This window comes from Prevotella sp. HUN102 (assembly GCF_000688375.1).
In the GTDB taxonomy this organism is placed as follows: Bacteria; Bacteroidota; Bacteroidia; order Bacteroidales; family Bacteroidaceae; genus Prevotella.
On the sequence record NZ_JIAF01000004.1, the window covers coordinates 1,250,436 to 1,275,246 of the forward strand.

Genomic DNA, 24,811 nt, shown 5'->3' on the forward strand with positions numbered 1-24,811 from the left:
TTCACGGTTGAAAGTGGCTTGCAGTGCGGACTTGTCCAGTAGATGGGTATAGCGTTCGTGTAGCCCCTCGTAGTCAGAGGGGCTCAGTCGAAAAAAAGGCGTTTATTTTGTCCCTGTCGCTTCTTTTTGCCCGGCTTGGGTGTTTTATCGCCCTTGGGCTCTTCACCGCCACCGTCGGGGGGTGTGGGGCCAAGAACGGGAACCTGCTGCCTGCGCTCGCCTACGGGCATGTTGTATTTCTCCTCGAAGTAGGATGGATCCACCTCGTAATTGTTCAAGACGAGCTGCTCGTAAGCCACTTGTTGCTCCGGCGTATAGTCCGCACTGTAATCCCAGTCGAAGCGAATACCTTGCAATGGAAATCCATGCTGTATCATACGTGGGATTAACTGATTATTAATGACATCACGGAGCATGTCGCAGTCAGAATCTACAAGGTTTTGGAATACCTCGAGGTGAGTTTCTGATTGTGATAGTGAAGAGCCGTCCTCGATGGTCATTGTCTGTCCGATAATGAGTTTGGAGAGTTCAGAGTTTGCCCGATCGATACGGCGGTCATAGACATTGAAGGAATCTCCTTTGGTAGACTCTACAACTTCGATATCCGTTCCCTGCTGGAAGATACCCCAGCCTTCTGTCCCCATATCAGCCATCATCTTTTCCATTTTAGAGAGTTCCTTGTCATCACGGGTAGTTGTGCGTGCTATACGCATCGGCATGCCAAAAATCTCGGCAAAGGTATCCCAAAAAGCTAATGCATTCTTCTTAGGTATCGTTTGTGTAGCCGCTTTAAGATAAAGACCGAGAGCATCAGGCTGCCCTACTTCAATGAGCCAATCAACAAATGGAGGCTCGTGATAGTTGATACCCGACTGCCATTCGTCGCCTAACTGTTTAACGACTCTACTATATTCAGGAATAACGTGTTTTCTCGGAATAAGCTTTACGCCATTATAATAAAGCATATTATTGGTATCAGTCATCAATTCGCCAAGTTCAATGAGCGAATGGCCCCAATAATTGGCGTCCAATGCATATTTCATAAGCTGTTTGAACCATGACTTATTGAAATAATCAACTGCTTGTTCGTCTTCGTCGCCTTTTTCATTAACAAGTTTAAAGGAACGAGCTAACACAAAGCCCTCTCGTTGCTGAATACAGCCCGAAAGATGTAAGTCTACCTCCACATCACGATAAACGTCATAGAGACGCTGGCGGTTCGGATTGTCGGCGTTGATGGCCATCTGCCAAGCCGTACGCCAGTCGCCGATGTCCTTGCGTGTGAGAGAGTCCGTGGTGCGCTGCAGTTCCATCACCGTCTTATGGAACCGCTTTGCGTCATTCTTTGCCAGCTGGAGCGTGCCGAAAGGTGTATGCACCAGCATCTTGTTGTTTTTATTCCTGTTTCTTGCCATAGTAGTCACCAGTTATATCTTTGCTTCTTTTGGCTTCCGTACTTCATCGGGAGACCGATGGTGTCGCCATTCTCATCGATTGCGAGTGGCAGGTCCAGCACAATCTTTCCGGCCTGTACTCCCTCCAGCCACTTGATGGCTCGTTCATAGCGTTCCTTGCGTATTTCCATACCCATCTTCTGCGGCGTAGACGCTGCCATGTGGTAGATGGCAATATCGCAGGCGCGCATTACCACGAGCTTGTTACGTTGGTTGCCCGTGGCACTGAATACAGCCTCCGTGTCGTATTTCGGGCGGAGATATCCGGCTATCTCTTCTATAGCTTCTGTCTCGGCGTTGCTTCGGTTCTCTTCGCTGACCTGTGAAATCACTTTCAACGCCTGTTCTCCGATAACGACCTTGTAATCTTCATTCGTGATAAACATACCTATTCATTTATTATAATGTGATGTATAAAGCCTTCTTTTCCAAGTCAGCTATGGTTGTGCCTTCTTTGAAAACACCACCCCTGATAAACTTCTTCAGTTCCTGTTTGGAAAGTACTTCCAATTTTTTGTTGATAACAAGCACCATATACTTTTTATGGGTGGTATGGTGGCAGTAGTCTGCCTTTTTTACGGCACGCTTGAATCTTATGCCGAAAATGATGTCTTTAATAAGTCTGTACATAATTAACTTTATTGAAGGTAGGCGCGTTCGGCACAGCTCAAGCAAGCTTGGCTTTGCACTCACTTGCGCTACCATTGGTTTTTTGAGGTCGGCCGACGGCCGAATCTCGGTGAAAACATTTGTTGTCTTGTATTCCTCTGAAGGATATAGATAGCTCCTTCATCGGCATCCGGTGCATCGTCGTTGCCTGCCATGCCTTTCTCGAAGGCGAGCGTCTGCTCAACTCCAGCCTGCATGTCGGGGTCTTCTTTCTGTGATATGTCATAATAGACAAAGCCTCGTTCCCAGAGCGGGCTGATGGCTTCGACGCGCTGGAATTTGTCTGGTTTTTTGCGCATGTCTCCCGTGATGGGCAGTTGGAAGCCCCGAAGATTACCTTCAACGGTAAAGTCGTCAAGGATGATGTCCTGCATGAAACTTGCCTCCATCATGAAGCGGATAGGCAGGCCGATTCCCAAACTCCACTCATAGAGGTCGTAACACCATCGGACAAGCTCGGCCACGGATGCCTTTCGCACGAAAGCCCGCAGGTGCCACAGCTGTGATCTACACTTGCCCCATAGCTTCGCCGCCTTGGTGTCATTTGTTTTCTTTGATTTCCACGACGGGTCGATGTAAAGTACCAGTTCGTCGAACTCCCACCATGCCGGACGCTTGGCATATTTAATCCACTCTTGCTTGAAGACTGTACCCTCGACAATTGGATTATGCATCATCTCCTTGTTCCAGGCACGATAGCCTACAAAGTCGGCATATTCTTGTGCTTCCTCCTTGGTCCATTTCTCGCACCATACGGGATTGCCCTCGTTGTCCACGGCATATATGGTTGAGACATGCACACTTTTTATCTTGCAGATGTTGGCCAACACCGAAGTCTTCGAGATAAGGTTGCCCACCATGATGAAGCGTCCGCGTCCCACGTCAAGGGCTCCGAACAGAGCTTCCTTCACCCAGTCGGTGAGTTCGCGCACACGGCGTTCATTACGGCAGAGCTCGTCGTCATCAAGGTCATCGATGACGATATAGTCCGGGCGTGCCTCTCGTTTGCGCAGTCCACGTGGCGACTGTCCACGACCGCATGCAAGGAAATAGACACCCTCCTTGGTGGAAAACTCACCCTCCGTCCAGCTGCCCATTGACATCTGCTTTCCGAAGTCGGCTATGATGCGTTTGTTGTACTGGAGTTCGGCCTGAATATCACCGAGGAGTCTGTTTGCACTATCCTCGGACTTGCCGACGAGTACCATGAAATTGATAAGCCTCTTGGGCTGGAACATGAGCCACAGCGGAGTGAAGATGTCCATGTGCGTAGACTTGGCATGCCCGCGAGGCCACTTGAAGACAGCTTTCAGGTTCGGAGTGTTCTTTACCTTATTAGCTGCGGCGTTGTGGAACGACGCATTGTGGATGGTACGGATAACCTCACCCGTAACCTTGTCGCGCAGCTGCAGGAAATGAGGGAAATAGTATTCGCAGAATGCGGCATAGTCCTTCTGCAGCCTGCGAATGCGCTGCTCTTTCTGCACGGAACTCTCGCGGACAAGACTTTTCGTGTCCGTAATGCTTTGTATCAACCGGCAGTGTTCCTGCCACTCCTGCTGTATCTTCTTGAGCTCCGATATTGTTGCCATAGCGTGATACTATAATGTGGACGGGTTTTGCATGCGCTCCATGAGGAACTTGTTCTGGTACTTGTTGATGGCCTTGATAAGCTCCGGCGTAATCTCTGGGTCGAAGGACGCCTGATCCTGAATCCAGCGGTTGAAAGCCATGAACACCTCTATGGCGTCGATGACGTTCGCCTTCTTGTCGAGCTTCTCTATTGTTGCTGATAGTTTGGAGAGCTTGTCGGCCAGCGAGCCGATGAGCGCCGGGTCTTCTGACTTGTTCACACTCTCTATCAAACCGTCGATGGTAAGCAGGAGCTTGTTTACCAGTTCCGGGCGTGATATGTTCTTTGCGGCGCGCGCCTCCTTCCATCCTTCAGAGGTGCACCATTTGGAAACGGTAACGCGCGACACGCCCAGTTGGTCGGCAATCTCCGTCTGCTCCATTCCGGAGAGGTACAACGACCTCCCGATGGTCTTTTTCTGTTCAATTTCTGCCTTTGTCATAAAAACGTTTTTATGGATTGTATTAAAAACTACTGCAAAGATGCCCTTTTTCAGGCAGGCAGGAAAAGAAGTGTGCAATGCTTTCACAGATGTGTGCAACCGTTTCACACTTTCTTTGAAGGCTGTCTTAAATACCGCAACTTTGCATCAAAAAGCGATGATATGAGTAAGACAAAACGAGTAAGAATCAGCAACGAGAGCCTGAACAGCTATGGTACGCGTGTCCTGACAGCCGGAATGAATGTCGAACAGTACAACCGCAACCCCGTATTGCTGTACATGCACGAGCGCGGTCAGATTATCGGTCTGGTGAAAGACCTGAAGGTCGAAGGAGAGGAAGTTACCGGCGAACTGGTGTTCGACGAGGCGACCGAGCTGAGCCGACGTTGCAAGAAGCAGTGGGAGTTCGGCTCGTTGAAAATGGTGAGCGTGGGCATTGACATCTTGGAGTTGAGCGAGTCCCCAGAACACCTGGTACAGGGGCAAAGCAGCCCGACGATTACCAAGAGCAAGCTCTTCGAAGTATCGCTGGTAGACATCGGCGCGAATGACGATGCCATCGTGCTGCAGAAAGACGGGCAGCGCATAGAGTTAGGTAAGGATGGCGGCACAGTACTGCCGCTGCTGTATAGTAACAACAATCAAAAATCAAAAGAAATGGATCAAGAGAAATTAGCCCTTGAGTTAGGTCTTCCCAAAGATGCCGACGAAGCTGCCATCAGTGCAGAATTGGCAAAGCTGAAGACCAAGGGTGCGGAGGCGGACAGTCTCCGCACGGAATGCGACACGCTGCGTGCCGCACGTATTGAAACCCTCGTGAACGCCGCCGTGGCCGAGAAGAAAATCGGTGAGGACAAGAAACAGCAGTTCCTGGAACTGGGAAAGAAGCTCGGTGCCGAAGACCTGAAGGCAACCTTTGATGCCATGTCGCCACAGGTGAAGCTGAGTTCCATCGTAGGCAATCAGGGCGGAGCCCCGTCTGGAGGAAATGCCGAATACAAAAAGCTGAGCGAGGTTCCTGCAGAAGAGTTGGAGAAGCTCCGTGAAGAGAGCCCCGCACAGTACAAGAAGCTGTACAAGGCAGAATACGGTATTGAATGCGAGATTTAACATGTATAACAACAAAAATCAGAAAGCAATGACAAGAATGATTGCAATGTTTATGGCGGTTCTCATGAACTGCCTGGTAGGCGGCACCCTTGCCGTCGCTGCCGGTCTGTCTCCCATGACGGGTGCCGTCGGCATGAACGTACTTGCTGCCGTCATCGGACAGGCGGTTCCCGCCGGCAGTCTCCGTGTGGGCGTCTATACCGAGATATGGACTGGTGAGTTGGTGAAATACCTGCGCCGTGGTCTGGAGGCGACTTTCCTTGACGGCATTCCGGACAGTTCGAGTATCGTGAACAACGATGTCATCCACCTTGTAGAGGTCGGTGTTGATCCCGATGTATTGATCAACAACACGACCTATCCTATTCCCCTTCAGGCTTTGGAGGACAAGGACATCGCCATCAAGCTGGACAAGTTCCAGACGAAGGTAACACCCATTACCGATGACGAACTCTACGCATTGAGCTATGACAAGATGGCACGTGTGAAGGAAAGCCACGGCAATGCAATCGGCGACTCGAAGTTTGCCAAGGCTGCCCACGCCCTGTGTGCAAAGGAAGACACTGCCACCACGCCCGTACTGAAGACTACGGGCAAGTGCGATCCGGTAACGGGACGCCTGAAGATGACGCCGACCGATTTGCTGGACCTGAAACGTGCGCTGGACAAGCTGAAAGTTCCTGCCCAGGGACGTCGCCTCGTGCTTTGCAGCGATCATGCGAACGACCTGCTGGAAGTATCCCAGGTGTTCAAGGAACAGTACAACATCAACCGCAATGACGGCACGGTAGGCAGGCTGTACGGCTTTGACATCTATGAGTTTGCTAACAATCCGCTGTACACCACTGCCGGCAAGAAAAAGGATGTCGGTGCCAGTGCTGCGACCGGTGAGTTCCAGTGCTCTTTCGCCTTCTATGTACCTCGTGTCTTCAAGGCTACAGGTTCCACGAAGATGTACTACAGTGAGGCATCGACGGACCCGCAGAACCAGCGTTCACTCATCAACTTCCGTCACTACTTCATCTGCATGCCGAAAAAGACAGATGCCGGTGCAGTGATGATGAGTGGCTACAAGGACCCCAGCCTTCCTGAGGGATAAATCAAACCATAAAACAGATAACAAGCGTATGAAACTGAAAGTAACAAGTGCGTTCCGCGACAGGGACGATCATGTAACAGTGTATGACCCGGATACCATTCTGGAGGTGAAAGACAAAGACCGCGCCCAGTCGCTCATAGACCGTGGCCTGTGCAAGGAGTTCAAGGGCAAAACTGCCCCTGCATATATCCTCGGCACAGAGGAAGATGGCAGCCAACCGGACGAAAGTGAGGCCGGTACGGACGAAAATCCGGATACCGGCGCAGCAGGTCAGGAACAGAACCCTAACTCCAATCCTGAAGGCGATGAGTAAGCCGATAAAGTATCTTGTAATCCACTGCACCGCCACGCCGGAAGGCCGTGAGGTAAGCTCTGCGGAGATACGCCACTGGCACACCGACCCGGTAAGCAAGGGAGGGCGTGGCTGGAAGCAGGTGGGTTACACGGATATGGTGCACCTCGACGGTCGCGTGGAACGGCTGGTGGACAACAACGAAGACGCCTGCGTCGATCCCTGGGAGGCTACCAACGGTGCCGCAGGCTTCAACAGCATAAGCCGACACATCGTATATGTAGGCGGCTGCGACAAGGCCATGAAGCCGAAGGATACCCAGACGGCAGCGCAGCGCGAGGCTTTGAAACGCTATGTGCAGGACTTTCACCGCCGCTTCCCCCAGATACGCATCGTGGGACACCATGAGCTGAACCCGGGCAAGGCCTGTCCTTCCTTTGACGTGCAGAAGTGGCTGCGCGAGATAGGAATCAGGCAGTAGGCCCATAATATATTTAAGGTATGGAACTCAGTGAAATTATCAATCTGGTGCTGGGTGGCGGCCTGGTGGCTACGATAGCAGCCATCATCACATTGAAATCGACCGTGAGGAAAGCGAAAGCGGAAGCAGAGAAAGCGGAAGTAGAAGCCGAGACAGTCCGGATTGATAACACTGAGAAAGCCACCCGGGTGCTTATCGAGAATATTGTAAACCCATTAAAGGAAGAACTCAATGAAACAAGAAAAGACCTCAACGCGACCAAGCGCGAGATGGCACGTCTCCGCAAGGCCATCGACGATGCTAACAGCTGCCGTTATAGCGATGACTGCCCTGTGCTTCACCGCATGCGCATCGAGCAGAAAAAGCGTGAGCCGGGAGACAGCCACGAGCCAAGAGGCGAACCGCCTCGACGTGGACAGCACGGTGAGCGTCGTAGAAACCTGGCGAACGCCCGTGAAGGTCCCGATGTCAGCGGTGAGCCTGACGCTCAGCATGGACAGTCTGCGGCTGCTGCCGTCCGGGGCGGGCTACACAGCCCGGAAAGGACAGGCGAATGTGAAGGTAACGCGGAGGGCACCGACGGAGAAGGAACCGGAGCAGCTGGTGATTGAAGCCGGCTGCGACAGCCTGGAACTGGTGTGTGCCGGATATTCCAAGACCATCAGCACTCTGAAACGCCAGCTGAAGGAGGCCAGAAAGTCCAATAGCGAGCTTAGGGAAGAGACAAAGGAAAGTTCCGGAAACACCTTCCTCATGAGGCTCAAGTATTTTTGTGCTGGGCTTCTGTCCGGGATAATCGGAATAGTATTCACTTTTATAAAACTTAGAAAATGAGCAAGAACAAGAAATTCATCTACGGCATCGCAGCCGTGAAGAAAGGAACCACGCTGATAGGTTACATCGAGAAAGGCAGCTGGGACTGGGGCGGCACGAAGCCGGAGAGTGTGGACGTGGAAGCCGAGCAGGTTCCCGATGCGCCTGTGCTGACCCTGCTCCAGAAGAACGGACAGGTCAGTCCGACTTTCAACCTTATCCAGTTGGATTACGAGAACCTGAAGAACATTCTCGGCGGTGAGCTGGTGAAGACTGGCAGTGGCGGCAATGAGAAGGTGACTGGCTGGAAAGCTCCCTCCTCCCTTGTGGAACTGAGAGACAAGTGGACCATCGACTTCGTGAGTGGCCAGACTATGACCATTCCCAACGGTACCATTCTGGCCAACCTCGGCGGCAAGCTGACACTGACCGAAGTGTCGAAGGTAGAATGCCAGCTGAAGGTGAACAAGCCCGAGGATGGTGGTGCGCCTTATGAGATCAATGATACCACTGAAGGCTGATGGACGAGCAAGTAATCAGGAAGATCCAGAGAGAGGGAGCGGAAGCCTTGCTTGATGCGGGCGTTTCCCTCCCTCTCAAGGATTTAAGGATACCTTTCAGGAAAGAGCCGTTGCGGTTCCGGCTGACGATGAAGCGTCCCACACTTTCAAGACAGATAAAGATAGCGCATGCTTATCTGTCAATGGACACGACGGCGGCTGAACTGGAAGCGATGGATCATAAGGAACAGATGCAGTTCCTTGCCAGGCATGGCAGGACCTTGAGCCGTATCATCGCCCTGACGATGGAACGCTGGTGGCTGCCGGTATGGTTGCTTTCGTGGCTCGTGTTGCACTCGATGAAGTGGGAGTACCAGAAGGCAGCCTTCAGCCAGTTCGTATTGCTGATGGGCACGCAGTCTTTTATACCTATTATCAGATCAGCAGAGATGACGAATCCGATGAAGCTGAGACTGAGCCAACGAAAGAAGGGGAGTTAAAGAGCCATTGGGAAAGCTCCCATAGCCCTTTCGGATTTATCTGGCAAATAGCCAGCGCTACGGGATGGAGCGTGGACTACATTCTGAATGGCGTAAATTTTCAGACACTTATCATGATGCTGAGTGATGCACCACGTTATGTTGATAGCCGTGAACAGAAGAAAGATCAGACTGAAGAGGAGGAAGCTGAGGATATAGTAGGCTTTTTTCAAAGTAATTTAAACCAATAAGACAATGAAACCAGTAGAGATAGAATTCCTTATGCGTGATAACCTCACGGCAGGACTTGACAAAAGCAAGATGAGTGTTGAGCAGCTCTTAGGAGCAGCTCGACGTGCTTCGCTCTTTATCAATGCTAAGATCAACGACCAGCATAAGGTAATTGATAGTGTCAATACTGACCTTGACCGTATGCAGCGTAAGTTGCAGACTATGAAACCAGGGACAGGACAACAAGAACTGCTTACGGAAATTAGTGCTTGCAAGAAAGTACTTGCCGAAGAGATGGGTGTGCTTGAGGGGTTGGAAAAAGAATATCAGCAGGCACGGCAGGGCGTCAGTCAATTGGAGCAGGAATATAAGAAAATATCTGTATCAGAAGAGCAAGCAGCAGCTGCCAGCAAATCGCTCACCGAAAAGATAGCTGAGCAGAAGAGTGTCATCAAGCAGGTGGAGGCTGACGTGAAGGCTCTACAGAAAGCTTATGAGTCCGCAGCACCTGGCAAAGCACAAAATGAAGTAGCAGCCGATTTGAATGCAGCCAAACAAGCCTTAGAAGAAGAAAAGGGAATTCTAAATAGCCTGACAGAAGCACAGAATCGCAACAAGGAAAGCAATCAACGATTGTCGCGTCAACTACGTGAGCTGCAAAACGACATGGCACGTATGCGTCTGAACGGCGAGCAGAATACCGAAGAGTACCAGAAGATGGCACAAAAGGCAGCTGAGTTCTCCGACACCTTAGGAGACTTGCGTGCACAGACAAGTATTCTCGCTAATGACGATGCGAACCTTCAGGGCTTCATCTCGGGAGTTAATGGTCTGTCTGGTGCATTCACCACAGCTACAGGTGTAATGTCGTTATTCGCATCAGAGAACGAGAATCTCGCAAAGATACAAGCTCGCGTGCAGAGTGTCATGGCTATCACCATGGGCTTGCAGCAGGTGTTTAATACTCTTAACAAGGATAGTGCCTTCCGCCTTGTAACGCTTACAAAAGCAAAGGAGTTCCTTGCAGCTGCTAATTATCGGCTTGCAACATCGTTAGGTATATCTAATGCTGCTGCAACTGCACTTATGGCAACTCTTACTCTTGGATTATCTGTAGTTATTACAGGTGTAATTGTAGCTTGGAATAAACTTTCAGATGCTCAGGAAGAAGCTGCGAAGAAAGCACAAGAACGTGTAGAAATTGAATCTCAGGGCAGAGCCGAGATGATTAAGACTCGATTCGAAATTGATACTATCCGTGAGAGTCTCAGGAATTTCAGTGGTACGAAGGAAGAAGAAAAGCAGAAGTGCGAGGAAATGAACCGTAAGTACGGTGAAGCCTTCGGATATTATGACTCTGTAGCAAAGTGGTATGATGTTCTGACACAAAAAGCAGAACAATATATACAGATGCTCTTTCTGCAAGCTAAGGCACAGGCACTGGTGAATAAGGCTGTAGAAGCTGACGAAAAATTAGCTAAACACAAAGCCACTAACCCAGATAATGCAGATACATCTATGGGGTGGTTTAAGAAGGCTTTATTGAGTTTTGGTTCTGCTACATCTAATGGAATCATTGATTCTCGTAAGATTATAAAAGATAGTAACAAGAAGGCTCATGATAAACGGACCAAAGAATTAGAGGCTGAGCGCGACAATAATCTAAAGAACGCAGCTGATTTAACAAAGCAAGCTGCAAATATTGGAAAGAAGAATAATATTGGTGGGCATGCAGCACCTACAAAAAACAAAAAGAAAAAAAAGAAAGAGAAAGACGGGACAAAAGAAGCTGAGCAGCTTGCCAAGGAACTTCTTGCATTACAAAGAAAGAACCGCCAGGAGGAGATAGACCTTATTAAGGAAGGTTCTGACAAGAAAAGAAAGCAGATAAAAGAGAATTACGACAATGAACTTGCTGATTTGAAAGTACAGGAGAATAAATGGCGTAAGGCGCAAAAGGGTAAACTGACTAAAGCACAGGAAGATGCACTTACAGAATCTCGCAATCTTGCCACACAGAAAAAGCAGCATAACGAAGATGAGATAAATAAAGAAGAGCAAAAGAAACGCTTAGAGCAGCAGAGAAATGAAGTGCAGGCTATGAGTGAATATCTCAAGACTTATGGCTCTTTTCAGCAGCAAAAGCTTGCGATTGCTGAAGATTATGCCCAACAGATAGCGGATATAGATGCTTCGGAAGTGAGCGAGACAACAAAGAAGTGGCAGAAAGCAAAGCTTCAGAAGGAATATCAAGAACGCCAGGCAAGTATGTCGTTCGAGGAAATCAGCCGTGGTATCGACTGGAATGCGCTCTTCAGCGGTGTAGGCAATCTGACCAAGGAGATGATGCAACCGATGATGGAGCAGCTGCGTGCCTACACAGAAACTGACGACTATAGGAACGCTTCAGCAGATACACAACAGAAAGTGACAGAGCTAATTCAGCAGATGAGACAGTATATCGGTACTGACCAGAGTGCGACATGGCAGAAGTTGGACGAAGCCATCAAGCGATTTGCTGATAGCGTGGCTGTATACGACCAAGCTAAGAAAGATGAAGCTGCTGCCGTTGCTGCCGTGGAAGCAGGAAAGGTAGGACTCCGTGAAGGGAGAATCAATAAGGAAAGATACGATGAACTTGAAGCACGTGCTGAAGAGCTGGGGAGGACAACAGTACAAGCACGCGAGGATATGGACTCCTTCGGCAAAGCATTAAATAGGACATCTGAAGAAGTTGCTAACTTTACGTCTGGATTAACAACGGCTCTCAATAACGCTAAGGCATGGCAGGGTGTAGATGGATACGGAGGCATACAGCAGTCAGTAGGACAGGTTGATGCACTCAAAGGTACGCTTGATTCTATTCTTCCAACCATGGGAGACGGCATAGCAAAGAGTGTTGGCAGTGCTGTGTCAGGAGCAATGGGAAATGCGTTGTCCTCTCTTGGTGGCACGATGTCGGGCATTCTATCAAGCGGCATAGGAAGTATGGTTGGCATTATTGCACAAATACCCAGAATGATACTTGACCTTGCCAATAGTATCAAAAGCTTTGTTACTGGTGTTCTGAACTCACTGACGGAACTTATATCTTTGCGCTGGATAGACGATCTTGTAAATAGCATCTTGGAAGCTATCGGTAATCTTATCAATGCTATTTTTGACTTGCCAGAGAATTTATTTAAGGTACTTGAGTCTATTATAGTAAAAGGTATTGGAGGTTTGTTGGATACTGTTGTCGGACGTATCGGTAACGTTCTTTCCTTCGGACTGCTCAGTCATAAAGGTCCCAGCAGCTGGTTTACTAACAGTAACGAGGAGGAAGTGGCAAAATCAACTGATCGCCTGACAAAACGTAACGAACTCCTGGAGCAGGCAATTGAGGACCTAACGGACGAGATGAAGACGGCACGAGGTGCTACGGCTATTCGCATATCACGCGATGCAGAGAAACTGCAGCGTGAAACGAACGAGAACTACAAACGTATTGCACAGGAACAGGCAGGCTATCACTCGGCACATCATAGTTTCAACGCCTACTGGAAAGGGTTTAGTCAAGAGCAAATAAATCGTTTCAGCTCTCAAATAGGCAGAAAATGGGACGGCAACTTGTGGAATCTCACTCCCGAAGAAATGAAGATATTACGTTCCAATGTCGATATGTGGGAAAAGATTCAGAATACAGGTAAGGGAGACTATGGTGGTCGCGTAGCTGATAAGCTTAATGACTACATCGCACAAGCCGGCAAGCTGAAAGAAATAACAGATGCTCTCTATGAGAACCTGACTACAACAACAAGGCAGAATGTCTTTGACGACTTCCTTAACTCACTTTATGCTCTCGCCAGTGGTTCGAAAGATGTCTTCAAAGAGATAGAAGAGAACTGGCAGACGATGGTAAACAAGATGGCAGTGAACAATCTTGTTGGTGCGAAGTTTCAGAAAAATCTTGAGAAGTGGTACGAAAGTCTTGCAAAACTTAATGAAGAACGTGTTGATGGAAAGATAACTGATGCAGAATTCCGCAAGCGCCTCGATGCACTGAAAGAACAATACGAAAGTTATGTCAATAGTGCTAAGAATGACATAGAACAATTGCGTAATGAAGGTATTATTAAGGAGACAGACAAAGGTACAACCCAACAAGGCAAGAGTGGCGCATTCACAGCAATGAGTCAAGACCAGGCAACAGAGCTTGAAGGGTTGTTCGTTAGTGGTCAGATGCATTGGGCAAGCATTGATGACCGCGTTGAAGATGTCACAAAAAAGATGAGTGCAGCACAAGAGCATCTACGGAAGATTGAAGAGAACACAGGCAATAGTGCTGCTTCATTGAAAGAGATAGGTGCTGATGTGAAAAAAATGATTAGGGACGGAGTAAAAGTTAGATAAGTATGACGAAGATATTGGAAGGACAAGTGCTTATCAATGGCACGGATATATATAAGGAGTATGGTGTGTTCTTAACCGAAGAACGAAAAGGTGGCAGAGATAATCTCAATGCTATCCTGGCACCAAGCAAGGCAAAGGACCATGTAGGTGTAGACATACGTGAACATAACGGAAAGAAGTATTCCAAACAATTATTTCCTGCCAATGCTGAGCGTGACGTTACTTTGCACTTCGCCCAGTATGCACCTACACGCCAGCAGTGGCTTGAACGATACATGTCGTTTATCCGCTTTTTAAAATCAGGCAACAATGGCTGGCTGACAATTACATTCACGACACTGAACCTTACAATCAAAGTATTCTATCTTGACAGTAGTGCCTATCGCTCACTGACGTATCTATGGACCGAAGGCATACAGGCAAGTAGCTATAAGGTGAAGTTCCGTGAACCCGAACCAATCATATAACGTTTAAACGCCATTTGAATATGCTTCTAACACTATTTGATAGCAGCGGACAAGTAAAGGCTACGTTCTCACCGAACGACAGCAGCACACAGGATAAGGAAATACAAGGCGACAATCTGCTGAAACTCTCCTTCATCCTGTACGAGTGTATCTCCATTGACGTGAATGATTACCTCGACTATGATGGTGAACGTTACTGGGCAACGGAAAAGTATAAGCCAGCACAGAAGAGTACAATGGAATGGGAGTACTCTTTTCAGCTGCGTGGCATAGAGAGTCTGATATCTCGCTTCTTAGTACTGAACAATACCGATGGTGAGAACGAGGCGGTGTTTGCTCTAACGGCACGCCCAATAGACCACATGCGCCTTATTGTGAAGAATATCAATGCAGGTATGGACGGACTGCAGAACTTCAAGGTGGGTATTGTTGAGGGTACAGATAACGTGGTAATAGACTATACTGGCAAATACTGCCAGGAGGCACTGAAGGAACTTGCCGACGCTGTACATACTGAATGGTGGTTTGACGGTCAGACGCTAAACCTCTGTAGGTGTGAGCATGGCGAAGAAGTTACACTGGGTTACGGCAATGGCCTTACATCGCTCGACAGAGATTTAGCCGATAATGTGAAGTTCTACAGTCGACTGTTCCCGATAGGTAGCTCACGCAATATAGACCCTGAAAAGTATCACCACTCCCGACTGATGCTGCCAGGTGGCGCAAAGTATGTTGATGTGAATGTAGAGAAGTACGGCATTATTCATCACTATGAGCAGGCTGCCTTCTCCAATATCTATCCACGTCGTACGGGCACTATCAGCGAGGTGCGACACGAAGAAGTAAAGGATAAGGACGGAAAGCCCTTCACCATCTACTACTTCAAAGATAAGAACCTGCCGTTCAACCCGAATGACTATGAGATAGGCGGACTTGTAAAGCGTGTGTCGTTCCAAGAAGGAAGTGAGTTGGCTGGATTAGGAACTGACACGGAGCATTACTTTGAAGTGAACTACCATAGCGATACTAAGGAATTTGAGATTATCACGATTTGGCCCTACAACGACGGTACCCAACTGCCAGGTGGTACACTCGTGCCAAAGGTTGGCGACAAATACATACTTTGGAACCTGCGCATGCCTGATGAGTACTATGGTATAGCAGAGAAAGAGTTCCTGGCAGCTGTTGAGAAGTACAATAAGGAGCACGCCTTGGACGTATCGCGCTATAAAGCCCCGACAGACCATGTATGGATGGAAGACACAAGTACCGACCTATTCATCGGCAGACGTGTCCGGCTGGAGAGCAATAAATACTTCCCCGATACGGGCTTCCGCAAGAGTCGGATCACACGCCTTAGTCGGCAGGTAAACCTGCCTGGTAAGATGAACCTTGAGAAAAGTGATGCGCTATCGACGGGGATGATGCAGAAGGTGGACGACTCCATCAAGGATGTAAAGAAGTACACGGGAACCTTAGTGGGAGCACTGAATGTTCCGGACATCATACAGAGCGGAGACACAACGATGCCTGCTGATACGAATATCTTTTCTGCACGCCGCTCGCAGAAGGAATTCATCAGCAAGAATTCAGCTGATATTGCGCAGGGGTTAATTACCTTTTTGATGGGTATAGGATTCAAGGACGGCGCGGGCATAGACGGTTTTGGCAACGCCATATTGAAAGCCATTCAGACGCTCGGTTTTGAAAAGACCATCAACGGCTTTGGCGTATGGCTTGATGAGAACGGGCGTGCCCACGGGCAAATAGATTATTTGGAGGTGATTGGCAAGGCTGTCTTCCGTAGCCTTCAGATAGACGAATACAAGCACATTGGCGGCAACATCGTGCTTTCAGGCGCAAATACCATCATAAACAAGGTTGTGCCTGTTGTGGGTGGCTGGAAATGCTACCTACATACGGATGATGGAGATAAGGCGATTACTAACGACTGGAAGGCAGGCGATCAAGCCCTTTGCCAAACGTTCAATATAAAGGCGGGAGTCTACGAGAACGTCAGAAATAATTACTACTGGCGTTGCGTATCGGAAGTTGGACAAAAGACAGCAAGTGAAGAAGCGTATATCGTTATCACCGGCGACGACAACTATCGGGATAAAAGCGTAAAGAATGATGAGCCCAAAGCAGGCGACAACGTCGTGTTGTGTGGTCACAACACACTTTGGGACATTACACATGGTGTAGACCCTACGCTGCACCGCAACCGAATGAATGTTACGATGATTACCACCTCGAAGGAGGAGGGTGGAACTATCGAAGTATACCGCAACATTCACGACTTTTCACTGAATAAAGGCAACGCCATATTCCATCTGTCTTCAGACAAGATTTATATGAACAGCCAACGCTTCGAGTGGATAAGCGCAGATGGCGAACGTATTCCTAACGTGATTTATCGTGGCGACTGGACACCCGGCACGGTGGCTGCTCGATACGAAGCGTGGTACCACAGTGGGGGCACGTGGCTTTCCCTTGTAGACGACAATACCGATGAACCGGCTGAGCAGTCGCCTAAATGGAAGAAATATGCAGCTAAGGGAGAAGACGGCACATCGCCCTACACGGTGAGTGTGCAGTCGGAAAGCGGTGGCAATGTTATACACAATGGACAAGGCGAAATTGTTCTTGTGGCTGCCGTCTTCCACGGAGAACAGGATATTACATCAACTTTGCAGCCTTATAACTTTTCGTGGGTAATTCAGACAGGCAATCCCGAATTCGACAAGGCTTGGAATGCCCGACACGAAGCGGTTGGAAACCGTATCACCATACGGGCTGAAGAGGTGAGTTTGAAGGCACAAATAGACTGCATGATAGAAATTGAAAGATAAATACATTCACAATAAAAAAAAGAAAAAATATGGCAACAGTAAAAGCAAGAGGTCAGGTAACAATAGTAGACCTTAACGATGCGAAGCAGGTGCAGCTCGTTATGAGTATTAAGCACCCCGTACAGATGTATAATCCCGACACGAAGGTGTATACGCCTAACTTCGGAAGTGATAACAATGTGGTAACGCCAAAAGTTTATGTTACGGGCAACGGTACTAACCTTGTAAGCAAACTGACAACTCTGAAATACGAAGTCGGCGGTACTGTTATAGCTGCCGGGGCAACAAGCGGGCAATACACTGTAGCAGCCATACCGGCAGGCGGAGCACTCACCATTAAGGGAAACATCACTGGCAATTCGCTCCCTATAAAGATAACGGCTGTTTATCATGACGACGAAACCCAGCAGGACACCACGCTCGAGGCACAGGGCTTTGTCGTGAAGACAGCAAATGCCGGTGCGCTCTTTCAGGTTGTTCTCACACAGCCAAAGGGTAACAGCTTCGATGCATCGAACAACATTTCTACGCTCACAGCCGAAGCAAAATGTTTTCGTGGTGGCACGCAGGACACCGACGGCATTACCTATAAATGGTACTCGCTCAACTTAAAAACACAAACGTGGGAACTGCTCACACAGGGCATAGCAACAACAGGTGGAGTATCGACTCTGTCGGTAAAGGCAAATGACGTGCTCAACGTGCAAACTTTCAAGTGCGAAGCCATCGACGGGGCTGACCGTGCCGAAGCTATCGTAACATTCGAAGACCGCACGGATCCCTACTCATTAGAACTGTTCTCTCCAACAGGTTTACAAATAAAAAATGGTCAAGGTTCTACAACTCTCTGTGCCCGACTATATCGTGGCGGAGAACTAATAGAAAGTGAAACAACATCTTCGCAAAAGTTCACCTATACGTGGACCAAGTTCGATAAAAACGGAGCAAAATCTAACTTTGCAGGCACATCGTCGGCACAAAAGACAGGCAATCCGCTCACCGTGTCGGCCAACGACATTGAGCAGAAAGCAACATTCTACTGCGAAGTAAGTCAATAAAAATACTTGTGCATAGGGCTCTTACCCCCTATGCACTCAATCAATACACATTTGAAGTATGGGAAAAGTTATAGCACGTGCATACCTCTCCATTGTCAATGTAAATGATGGAGAAAAAGGCGAAACTGCACTCACACTTGTCGTAACGCCGAATACCTTTGTCTTCCAAACCAACAACAAAGGTATCATCGAAAACTTGACGCAGAATACAGGCACGGTGAAAATGTATGCCGGCACTACGGAAGTACCCATCGACAGCGTAAGTGCAAAGCCCTACAACTGTGATGCCGTTGTATACAAGCAGCAGCTCGCAGGACAAGCTGGTATTCCGCTATATATCCTCGAGTTTAAAAGTGTAGCGCAGGGACAGTGGAGCGGCAAAGTGGAGGTTACTGCCACCTATAAGGGACAGGCACGCACTGCCATTGCTGAATTTATGGTGAGTGCTCAGAAGTGGAATGAGGCACAGTTCTTGGCCAATGAGCAGCAGTTTAAAAGTATAATAGCACAGAATAAAGCGGATAAGCAAGGGCTTGAGAGGCGCATATCTACCATAGAGCAGGATGCTGGGAACATTCGTCTGGAGGTCAGCAGGCAGACTTTCAGTGGCGTGAATATGCTCAAGGGGGCGAGCTTGCGAAGAGAGAAATTTATCTTTGATGGGGAACTAATCGATATATACGGAGGAAGATTAAACCAAAAGCGTATTGAGATAAAAGACCACGACAGATGTGCGTATATTCATACTTATGGTTTTAGCAGTGATACCAACGGAGGATTGTATTTTGTAGCTAAAATAAATGGAAAGGGGGCTTATACCTTTAGCTTCTATGCACAGGTAGCAACAACACCTGACAGGGGAATGTTCGTCAGCAGCTGTCTGAATAGCACTCCTACAACACGCCAAACTTGGTTGCCGCAGAAAAACTTCACACTTATATCTAACGGATTGTGGAATAAATATACTTTCACGATAGAAGTACCCGATACCGTTTGCCGTTACTTGGAATGCAATATACGAATTGTGCGCAATGGCGAAGTCCGCATAAAAGAAATACAGTTGGAGGAGGGCACTAAAGCTACCGCATGGAAAGACCCGGACGTTGTGGAGAGCGTTGAGCGTACCGGTATTGACCTGACCAATGGCACCGTATCTGTCGAAGCTGCCAATTTTGAAATCAAGCATAATGGTGAGAAGCCTTTTGCTGTGAGCAAGGGAAAAGCCCTGCTGGGCGGCTGGGTGTTTGATAAAGGGAAACTGTTTTCTCAATGCGGGGATATTAACGGAAATCCAAGCACGGACTACGGCAATGCGAATTTCACTCCTGACATTGTTCTTGACCCGGTCAATGGGTATATGTCAGGAGTTGGCTCTTTCAGAAAAAAGGTATTGACAATAACTCCTCAAAATATAGAGAATTATGCAAAAACTTCTTATGAGTTGGGTACAAGCTATGTCTTTTTAGCCGGTAAAATAAGTGCCGCAGCTCTATTTAAAGGTACTTTTAAACATCCAATATTCATAACATTACCCGGTAATGGTGGGAATGGTGGTTTTGAGGTTGCCCGGACAATATTGGGGGAAACAATAGTGATATACAACCAATCAAGCAGTTATATAAACATTTGGGGCAGCGGCAGTAGTATTTCGGTCTATCCAAATCAATTTGCCGCACTCGAAGTGAAAATATCGGTAGATAAGACTGGTACAGAAAGTTATTATAATTACGACTGGATAAAAGGAAAAATGTTAGTTTAATATAAAAATAAACGAATTATGAAACTAAAAGTAATGCAAAAAAGAGTTGAGGCAGACGTGAATGGTATTGTCATTATAAATGGCTTTGTCCACGTAGTTACCTATAAGGCAGATATTAGCGACCCAAAGAATGCCAAGGTGTTGCTTTTTCACGACCATGTAGCCAAATGTACCCATGATGACGTTGCCGATGAAAGTTGTGCGGCAGATTATGGACACAACGGCTCTACATTCACAGATGGGCGTTGGAACTCAATCCCGGATATCGAAGAACAAACTGTCGCATACAAAGGGGTACGTGATATCTATTTCGCCATTGAAAGAGGCGAACTGGTTTTAGAGTAAACCTTATAGGGGGAATAAAAAGCCCCCAGCCTGTTAAAAGTCGTCTCACTTACTATTTAACCAAAAACGCCGCAAGGACGCGACCGGGGGCAATATGCCATTCCGACCGTCCTTGCGGTTTTTAATTTTGGCTGCGCTATGCACAGTAATAAGTGAGACATTGCAAAGATACTAAATTTTATGAAGATGAAGATAATTGAGGTCTTGAAATTTAACAGGGAGCTAATAAAAAGGCTCAAAATAGCAGGAATACGTTTAGAAGATGAAGAATTTGTGGACTTATATACCGATTACACAGCATTGCTTGAACACGGCGAAAAGGTAACCTATATAGTTGCTGTCCTATCAGACAAGTATGCCGTGAGTGTGAGAAAGGTTTATCGACTTATTAAGCACTTTCAAAGCGACTGCAAGACTCTTGCAGTGTGATTTGGTTCAAAAGTTCTTTTGACTTACCGAATATGGCGAACTTTGCCGTATTAATTTAGTGAGACAATGAGAAAACAATACCTTTCAGCACCGCTTCCTTTTCAGGGACAGAAGCGGATGTTTGCCAAGGAGTATATAAAGGTACTCCAACAGTTTCTTGATGGTACTACTTTCGTGGACTTGTTCGGTGGCAGTGGACTGCTGTCGCATATCGCCAAGTACCAGAAGCCGAACTCCACCGTTGTGTATAATGATTTTGACGGCTATCGTAAAAGGCTGGAAGTCTTACCCCAGACGAATGCCCTGCTTGCTGAACTGCGTACAATAGTGGATGTTCCGCGACACAAGGCCATCATGGGAGAGCAGCGCGAGCAGGTGCTGTCGTGTATCCGCAGGCATGAGCGGGAGCACGGATATGTTGACTACATCACGCTGTCCTCATCCATCCTGTTTTCGATGAAGTATGCCATCGAGTATGCAGACTTGGAGAAGGAGACCTTATATAATAACATAAAGGGAGTGGATTATCCACCTTGCAACGACTATCTCGATGGGCTGATCATTACCTCCTGTGATTACAAGGAGGTTTTTGAGCGTTACAAGGATGTGCCGGGCGTGGTGTTCCTCGTTGATCCCCCGTATCTGAGTACGGACAGCAAGACCTACAGAATGTACTGGAAACTGTCCGATTACCTCGATGTGCTGACAGTCCTCTCCAGCCACCACTTCATCTACTTCACCTCGAACAAGTCCTCTATCATAGAATTGTGCGACTGGATGGGCAGACACCCGAACCTCGGCGACCCGCTCAGGAACTGCCACCGTAGGGAGTTCAATGCCCACATGAATTACAGTTCGTCCTATACGGACATCATGTTTTATACGGATGCCGCTTGAATAACATTCTAATACCGTTTGAACGATGAATAAATACTATCAGATACTGAACAAAATCCTGGAGCAAGGAAAGACCCAGACCAATAAGAAAGGCAATATCCGCTACTTGCTCAACGAGCAACTTTCATTGTCGCCGGCCGACCTGCTCGACATTTTCGAAAGCCACGGCATAGCCAGGAAGAAACTAAGAAATGAACTGCAGCTGTTCATGCAGGGTGAGCGGCAAGTGGAGAAATACCGCGTGGCAGGTATCAACTGGTGGGACTATTGCGGTTCCGTGCTCGTCAATAGTTATCCGACTTACTTTGAGAAACTGCCGCCATTGTTAGCGAGGATAAACCGCGAGAAGCGCAACTCGAAGAATTATGTTCTGTTCCTCGGTGAGACAGGCGCAGAAAGCAATCAGGCTCCGTGCCTCAGCCTGGTACAGTTCCAAATTGATGACGGAGAACTTGTTCTGTCGGCCTACCAGCGCAGCAGTGATGCGAACCTTGGACTACCGGCCGATATATACCACCTTTATCTTATGGCGCGGCAGATAGACCTGCCACTGAAAAACATAACTCTGAATCTCGGAAACGTACACATATACGAGAATAATTTGGAGCGAACAAGGCTGCTGCTTGAAGGTGATGAGAGTATGAAGTTTGACTTGAATGTCTGAAATAGAATGATAAGAAACAAGAAACGCCCCAAGAAAATCTGAGGCGTTTTTTTATTGGGAGGGGGGAACCTAAAAAAGAACGTTTCGTTTTACGAGGCAGAACGCTTTGTTTTATTTTTTCGGAACGCTTCGTTTTACGGATTATACATAGCGCAGAGGTTCGCGGGCCGACATGCCGATTTCTGTATTGTCATCGAGCTTCAGACTCGACATCGGAAACATATAGCTGCCCGAACTTACCCAACCACGTTTTACGGTTTTGCCCTTCTGCGCCTTGATCAGAATGGCTGTGGCAGCCCCTTTGTCCTTGTACTCCACAAATCCTCCGGCGTTTATGCGCATACCCAAGTCGTCCATTTTCATCATTTTCATCATCTGCTCGGGCATTCCTTGAAGCATTTTGAGCATACCAGCAGGCATTGCGTCCTCAATATATTTTTCCACGGTAATAGTCCATCCCGCGAGTTCGGCAGAAGTGAAACCCTTTTCAATGACGATGTTCTGTGGTTTCTCCTTTGGCAAAGCCTTTCCGGTCTTGCTTTCAAACATAGCCAACTTTGGAGGATACTCGTCGATGGTAAACTTCTGAAGTTCAATGGCGAGTGGCAATTCGTGAACTTTGTCGTAGCTGTCGAGCGCACGCCATTCCGGATTCCCTTCTTCGCAATACATCTTAAGGCGTTTCATATCGACAGAACCCAATACGCCACAGGTTAGGAATATGAATAGTCCCAGATGGCTCACGAGAGAGGGAATGAAACGTTTCTGAAAATGCACGAGCTGATAGATGCCAACTTCCGCCACGATGATGGTATTCCAGAGATAGATGAGCACGAACGGCCAGAAAGAGAGGATACGGCTCAGTCCAATCGGCTCCATTGCGAGATGCCCTTCGGGCACTTGGCGTGTCAATCCCATAATGACTGTGAGGATAGCTGCCGTTGCCAATGCTGGAACGGCAGCTTCGGTCTGTGCCATAAATCGGAAGATATAGGCTTTGGAGCGCAGCATATAGAAAAGCACAAGCGCAGCGATGAGTAGGGCGAGTGCAATGATGTTGGCGGGCCACATAAAGAAACGCCACTCTACGGGGCCTATTGAGGCTTGTAAAAGGGCTCCTGTAATCAGAAGCCCTATACAGATTGCGATACCTTCGCGATATTTCCAAGGTTTATTCCACATCTTTCTACATTGGTTTAGTGATGAAACGTCCCTTTTCCTTAGCTGTTGCTATCCACTTTGGAACGGTGGTCTCAAGGAAGCGTTTCTTGTTTTCCCTGTTTTGGGGCATATCAAGGCCAATGTAAGCCTGAGCTTTTTCCTTTGTAGTGATGTCGGGCAATGGCACATCGCCTGTGAATCCGTGCTTAGCCAACACTTTGGCAATGCGGAAGCGTGCCTGATTTGCATAGCCGAGAGCGTCGCCCAGCAAGCGGGTAATTTCCTGTGGAGCGTGGAAACTTGCACCGTGGCTTGCCACAGCATAGTCCCAACGCCACTGGCTCTTGCGAATGTCCTTGAGAGCTTCCTCCATTTCGGCTTCCGTAGCTCCCTTGTCCCACGCAAACTTAGCCTCAATGTGTGCTGCCGCAAGTGCTTTCTCTACCTGATTGCGCACGTGGAACACCTTTTCCTGGCGTTCATAAACGTTCTGGCGCAGCGTTTCTGCATCCTGACGGTGACAGGTCTGGCAGGTTCTGTCAATCTTTGCCAATGGCGAAGTGATGTGATGATCGGTAAATTTTACGCCACCTTCCTGTTTGTAAGGCATGTGGCAGTCGGCACAGCTTACGCCACGCTGTCCGTGAATGCCCTGCTTGAATATCTCGTAACCCGGGTGTTGACCCTTCAGTATCTTGGCTTTTGACAATGGATTGATGTAGTCGTAGAAGCCCGGAGAGTCATAGTACTCTTCAGCAGCCTCGCAAGTGAGTCCCTTGTCTTGTGGGAACTTGAGGTATTGGCCGTTCTCCTTCTCGAAATAATATTCTGTATGGCACTGGGCACAAACGAGCGAGCGTATTTCCTGATGGCTTGCTTTCCTCACGTCCTTGCCGGCACGTGCCCACGCTTCATAGAGAGCCGGGCGGGCAGGCTTGAGATCCATCGTGCGGGCATCGTGGCAATCGGAGCATCCTACGGTGTTCATCATCTGGCTGCCGTGGTCGCTCCATTTTGCGGCATAGAAAGCATTGCTGCCCATTTCACGCATCAGGCGTGGCACGTCCGGACCTTTACACGTCCAGCAAGTGCCCGGCTGCATTTCCGTCTCGTCGATGCCCGGAGCACCGGTGCGCAGAATCCTTGGTTACATCCTCAATGGCGTGGCGATGCCCGCGTGGGGTGTTGTAATCGCGGGAGAAAGCGTATCCCGCCCAGAGAATCACCATTTCAGGACGTTCTGCCAGTACATCTACTTCCTGTGAGGAATTGTATTTGCTCACAAATGAAGTGTCTTCGGTCATAGCCCAAGTTTGATATTCACGAGGAAAATCTTCAGCAAACTTCTCGTTCTGCGATACAATGCTGTCGGTCATAACGGTGCGCCGGTTGTTGAACACCGAGGCGACCTCTGCTCTACGTTCCAAAAGCGATGAACAGAGCATACCCAAAATAAAGATGATGACCATAGCCCCACCAAAGAGCAGCCATCCTTGCCATTTCTTTAATTGTTTTGCCATATTTGTAGATTTTTGTTATTTCTTCTAATAGCTTCTGTCTTGTTCCTTTCTGCTGCTTATTGGT

At 48.1% G+C, this 24,811-nt stretch carries 23 protein-coding genes and 2 pseudogenes; 18 read left to right on the forward strand and 7 right to left on the reverse strand.

The window, feature by feature from the left end; genetic code table 11:
- Positions 1 to 83: 83 nt before the first annotated feature.
- From P150_RS0110385 to P150_RS0110405, 5 genes are all read right to left on the reverse strand, one after another.
- Positions 84 to 1,415: a DUF935 family protein gene (locus P150_RS0110385; protein WP_028897619.1), complete on the reverse strand. Its 1,332-nt coding sequence runs from the start codon at positions 1,413 to 1,415 to the stop codon at positions 84 to 86.
- Between the two features lie 5 nt (positions 1,416 to 1,420).
- On the reverse strand, positions 1,421 to 1,840 hold the full coding sequence (locus P150_RS0110390; protein WP_028897620.1) for a phage protein Gp36 family protein: 420 nt from the start codon (positions 1,838 to 1,840) through the stop codon (positions 1,421 to 1,423).
- A gap of 13 nt (positions 1,841 to 1,853) precedes the next feature.
- Positions 1,854 to 2,084: a hypothetical protein gene (locus P150_RS0110395; protein ID WP_028897621.1), complete on the reverse strand. Its 231-nt coding sequence runs from the start codon at positions 2,082 to 2,084 to the stop codon at positions 1,854 to 1,856.
- A gap of 68 nt (positions 2,085 to 2,152) precedes the next feature.
- Positions 2,153 to 3,715, reverse strand: a complete 1,563-nt coding sequence (locus P150_RS0110400) for a hypothetical protein (protein WP_028897622.1) — start codon at positions 3,713 to 3,715, stop codon at positions 2,153 to 2,155.
- Positions 3,716 to 3,724: 9 nt separating this feature from the next.
- Positions 3,725 to 4,198, reverse strand: coding sequence for a terminase (locus P150_RS0110405; protein WP_028897623.1), 474 nt, complete (start codon positions 4,196 to 4,198; stop codon positions 3,725 to 3,727).
- 162 nt (positions 4,199 to 4,360) lie between these two features.
- On the opposite strand from P150_RS0110405, the gene P150_RS0110415 reads away from it, so the two are divergent.
- The 18 genes and pseudogenes from P150_RS0110415 to P150_RS0110500 all read left to right on the forward strand — a co-directional run bounded on the left by P150_RS0110415 (position 4,361) and on the right by P150_RS0110500 (position 22,066).
- Positions 4,361 to 5,308 carry an HK97 family phage prohead protease gene (locus P150_RS0110415; protein ID WP_028897624.1) on the forward strand — a complete coding sequence of 316 codons (948 nt, stop codon included), beginning with the start codon at positions 4,361 to 4,363 and terminating at the stop codon, positions 5,306 to 5,308.
- Between the two features lie 37 nt (positions 5,309 to 5,345).
- Positions 5,346 to 6,407 carry a hypothetical protein gene (locus P150_RS0110420; protein WP_028897625.1) on the forward strand — a complete coding sequence of 354 codons (1,062 nt, stop codon included), beginning with the start codon at positions 5,346 to 5,348 and terminating at the stop codon, positions 6,405 to 6,407.
- Between the two features lie 28 nt (positions 6,408 to 6,435).
- Positions 6,436 to 6,720: a hypothetical protein gene (locus P150_RS0110425; protein WP_028897626.1), complete on the forward strand. Its 285-nt coding sequence runs from the start codon at positions 6,436 to 6,438 to the stop codon at positions 6,718 to 6,720.
- Positions 6,713 to 7,180 (forward strand): N-acetylmuramoyl-L-alanine amidase, encoded by a 468-nt coding sequence (locus P150_RS0110430; protein ID WP_028897627.1) that lies wholly within the window; start codon positions 6,713 to 6,715, stop codon positions 7,178 to 7,180. Before P150_RS0110425 ends, P150_RS0110430 begins: the two co-directional genes overlap by 8 nt.
- 20 nt (positions 7,181 to 7,200) lie before the next feature.
- Positions 7,201 to 7,531: pseudogene (locus P150_RS18205) on the forward strand (hypothetical protein); the annotation flags it as partial.
- A gap of 252 nt (positions 7,532 to 7,783) precedes the next feature.
- The gene (locus tag P150_RS18045) at positions 7,784 to 8,014 is read left to right on the forward strand and encodes a hypothetical protein (RefSeq protein ID WP_231477602.1); all 231 of its coding nucleotides are present in this window, start codon (positions 7,784 to 7,786) and stop codon (positions 8,012 to 8,014) included.
- Positions 8,011 to 8,514, forward strand: coding sequence for a hypothetical protein (locus P150_RS0110445; protein WP_014708782.1), 504 nt, complete (start codon positions 8,011 to 8,013; stop codon positions 8,512 to 8,514). The genes P150_RS18045 and P150_RS0110445 overlap by 4 nt, the downstream gene beginning before the upstream one ends.
- Positions 8,514 to 8,993, forward strand: a complete 480-nt coding sequence (locus P150_RS0110450; protein WP_028897629.1) for a hypothetical protein — start codon at positions 8,514 to 8,516, stop codon at positions 8,991 to 8,993. Before P150_RS0110445 ends, P150_RS0110450 begins: the two co-directional genes overlap by 1 nt.
- 38 nt (positions 8,994 to 9,031) lie before the next feature.
- Entirely contained in the window at positions 9,032 to 9,223 is a 192-nt protein-coding gene (locus P150_RS18210; protein ID WP_028897630.1) for a hypothetical protein, read from the forward strand.
- Between the two features lie 4 nt (positions 9,224 to 9,227).
- On the forward strand, positions 9,228 to 13,595 hold the full coding sequence (locus P150_RS0110460; protein WP_028897631.1) for a hypothetical protein: 4,368 nt from the start codon (positions 9,228 to 9,230) through the stop codon (positions 13,593 to 13,595).
- A gap of 2 nt (positions 13,596 to 13,597) precedes the next feature.
- Positions 13,598 to 14,062, forward strand: a complete 465-nt coding sequence (locus tag P150_RS0110465) for a hypothetical protein (protein WP_028897632.1) — start codon at positions 13,598 to 13,600, stop codon at positions 14,060 to 14,062.
- A gap of 20 nt (positions 14,063 to 14,082) precedes the next feature.
- Complete coding sequence (locus P150_RS16405; RefSeq protein ID WP_036932189.1) at positions 14,083 to 16,914, forward strand: hypothetical protein; 2,832 nt, start codon at positions 14,083 to 14,085, stop codon at positions 16,912 to 16,914.
- Positions 16,915 to 16,943: 29 nt separating this feature from the next.
- A complete protein-coding gene (locus P150_RS0110475) occupies positions 16,944 to 17,972 on the forward strand; it encodes a hypothetical protein (protein ID WP_028897633.1) in 1,029 nt (342 codons plus the stop codon).
- A gap of 58 nt (positions 17,973 to 18,030) precedes the next feature.
- On the forward strand, positions 18,031 to 19,731 hold the full coding sequence (locus P150_RS0110480; protein WP_028897634.1) for a hypothetical protein: 1,701 nt from the start codon (positions 18,031 to 18,033) through the stop codon (positions 19,729 to 19,731).
- 18 nt (positions 19,732 to 19,749) lie between these two features.
- Positions 19,750 to 20,076 (forward strand): hypothetical protein, encoded by a 327-nt coding sequence (locus P150_RS0110485; protein ID WP_028897635.1) that lies wholly within the window; start codon positions 19,750 to 19,752, stop codon positions 20,074 to 20,076.
- 186 nt (positions 20,077 to 20,262) lie between these two features.
- Positions 20,263 to 20,505, forward strand: a complete 243-nt coding sequence (locus tag P150_RS0110490) for a hypothetical protein (RefSeq protein WP_028896642.1) — start codon at positions 20,263 to 20,265, stop codon at positions 20,503 to 20,505.
- 66 nt (positions 20,506 to 20,571) lie between these two features.
- On the forward strand, positions 20,572 to 21,402 hold the full coding sequence (locus P150_RS0110495) for a DNA adenine methylase (protein WP_028897636.1): 831 nt from the start codon (positions 20,572 to 20,574) through the stop codon (positions 21,400 to 21,402).
- Between the two features lie 25 nt (positions 21,403 to 21,427).
- Complete coding sequence (locus P150_RS0110500) at positions 21,428 to 22,066, forward strand: thymidylate synthase (RefSeq protein WP_028897637.1); 639 nt, start codon at positions 21,428 to 21,430, stop codon at positions 22,064 to 22,066.
- A 141-nt stretch (positions 22,067 to 22,207) separates the two neighbouring features.
- On the opposite strand, the gene P150_RS16410 is transcribed toward P150_RS0110500, so the two are convergent.
- Together P150_RS16410 and nrfA are read right to left on the reverse strand one after the other, a co-directional pair.
- On the reverse strand, positions 22,208 to 23,248 hold the full coding sequence (locus P150_RS16410) for a hypothetical protein (protein ID WP_036932190.1): 1,041 nt from the start codon (positions 23,246 to 23,248) through the stop codon (positions 22,208 to 22,210).
- Between the two features lie 4 nt (positions 23,249 to 23,252).
- Positions 23,253 to 24,747: pseudogene (gene nrfA / locus P150_RS16415) on the reverse strand (ammonia-forming cytochrome c nitrite reductase).
- Positions 24,748 to 24,811: the final 64 nt, after the last annotated feature.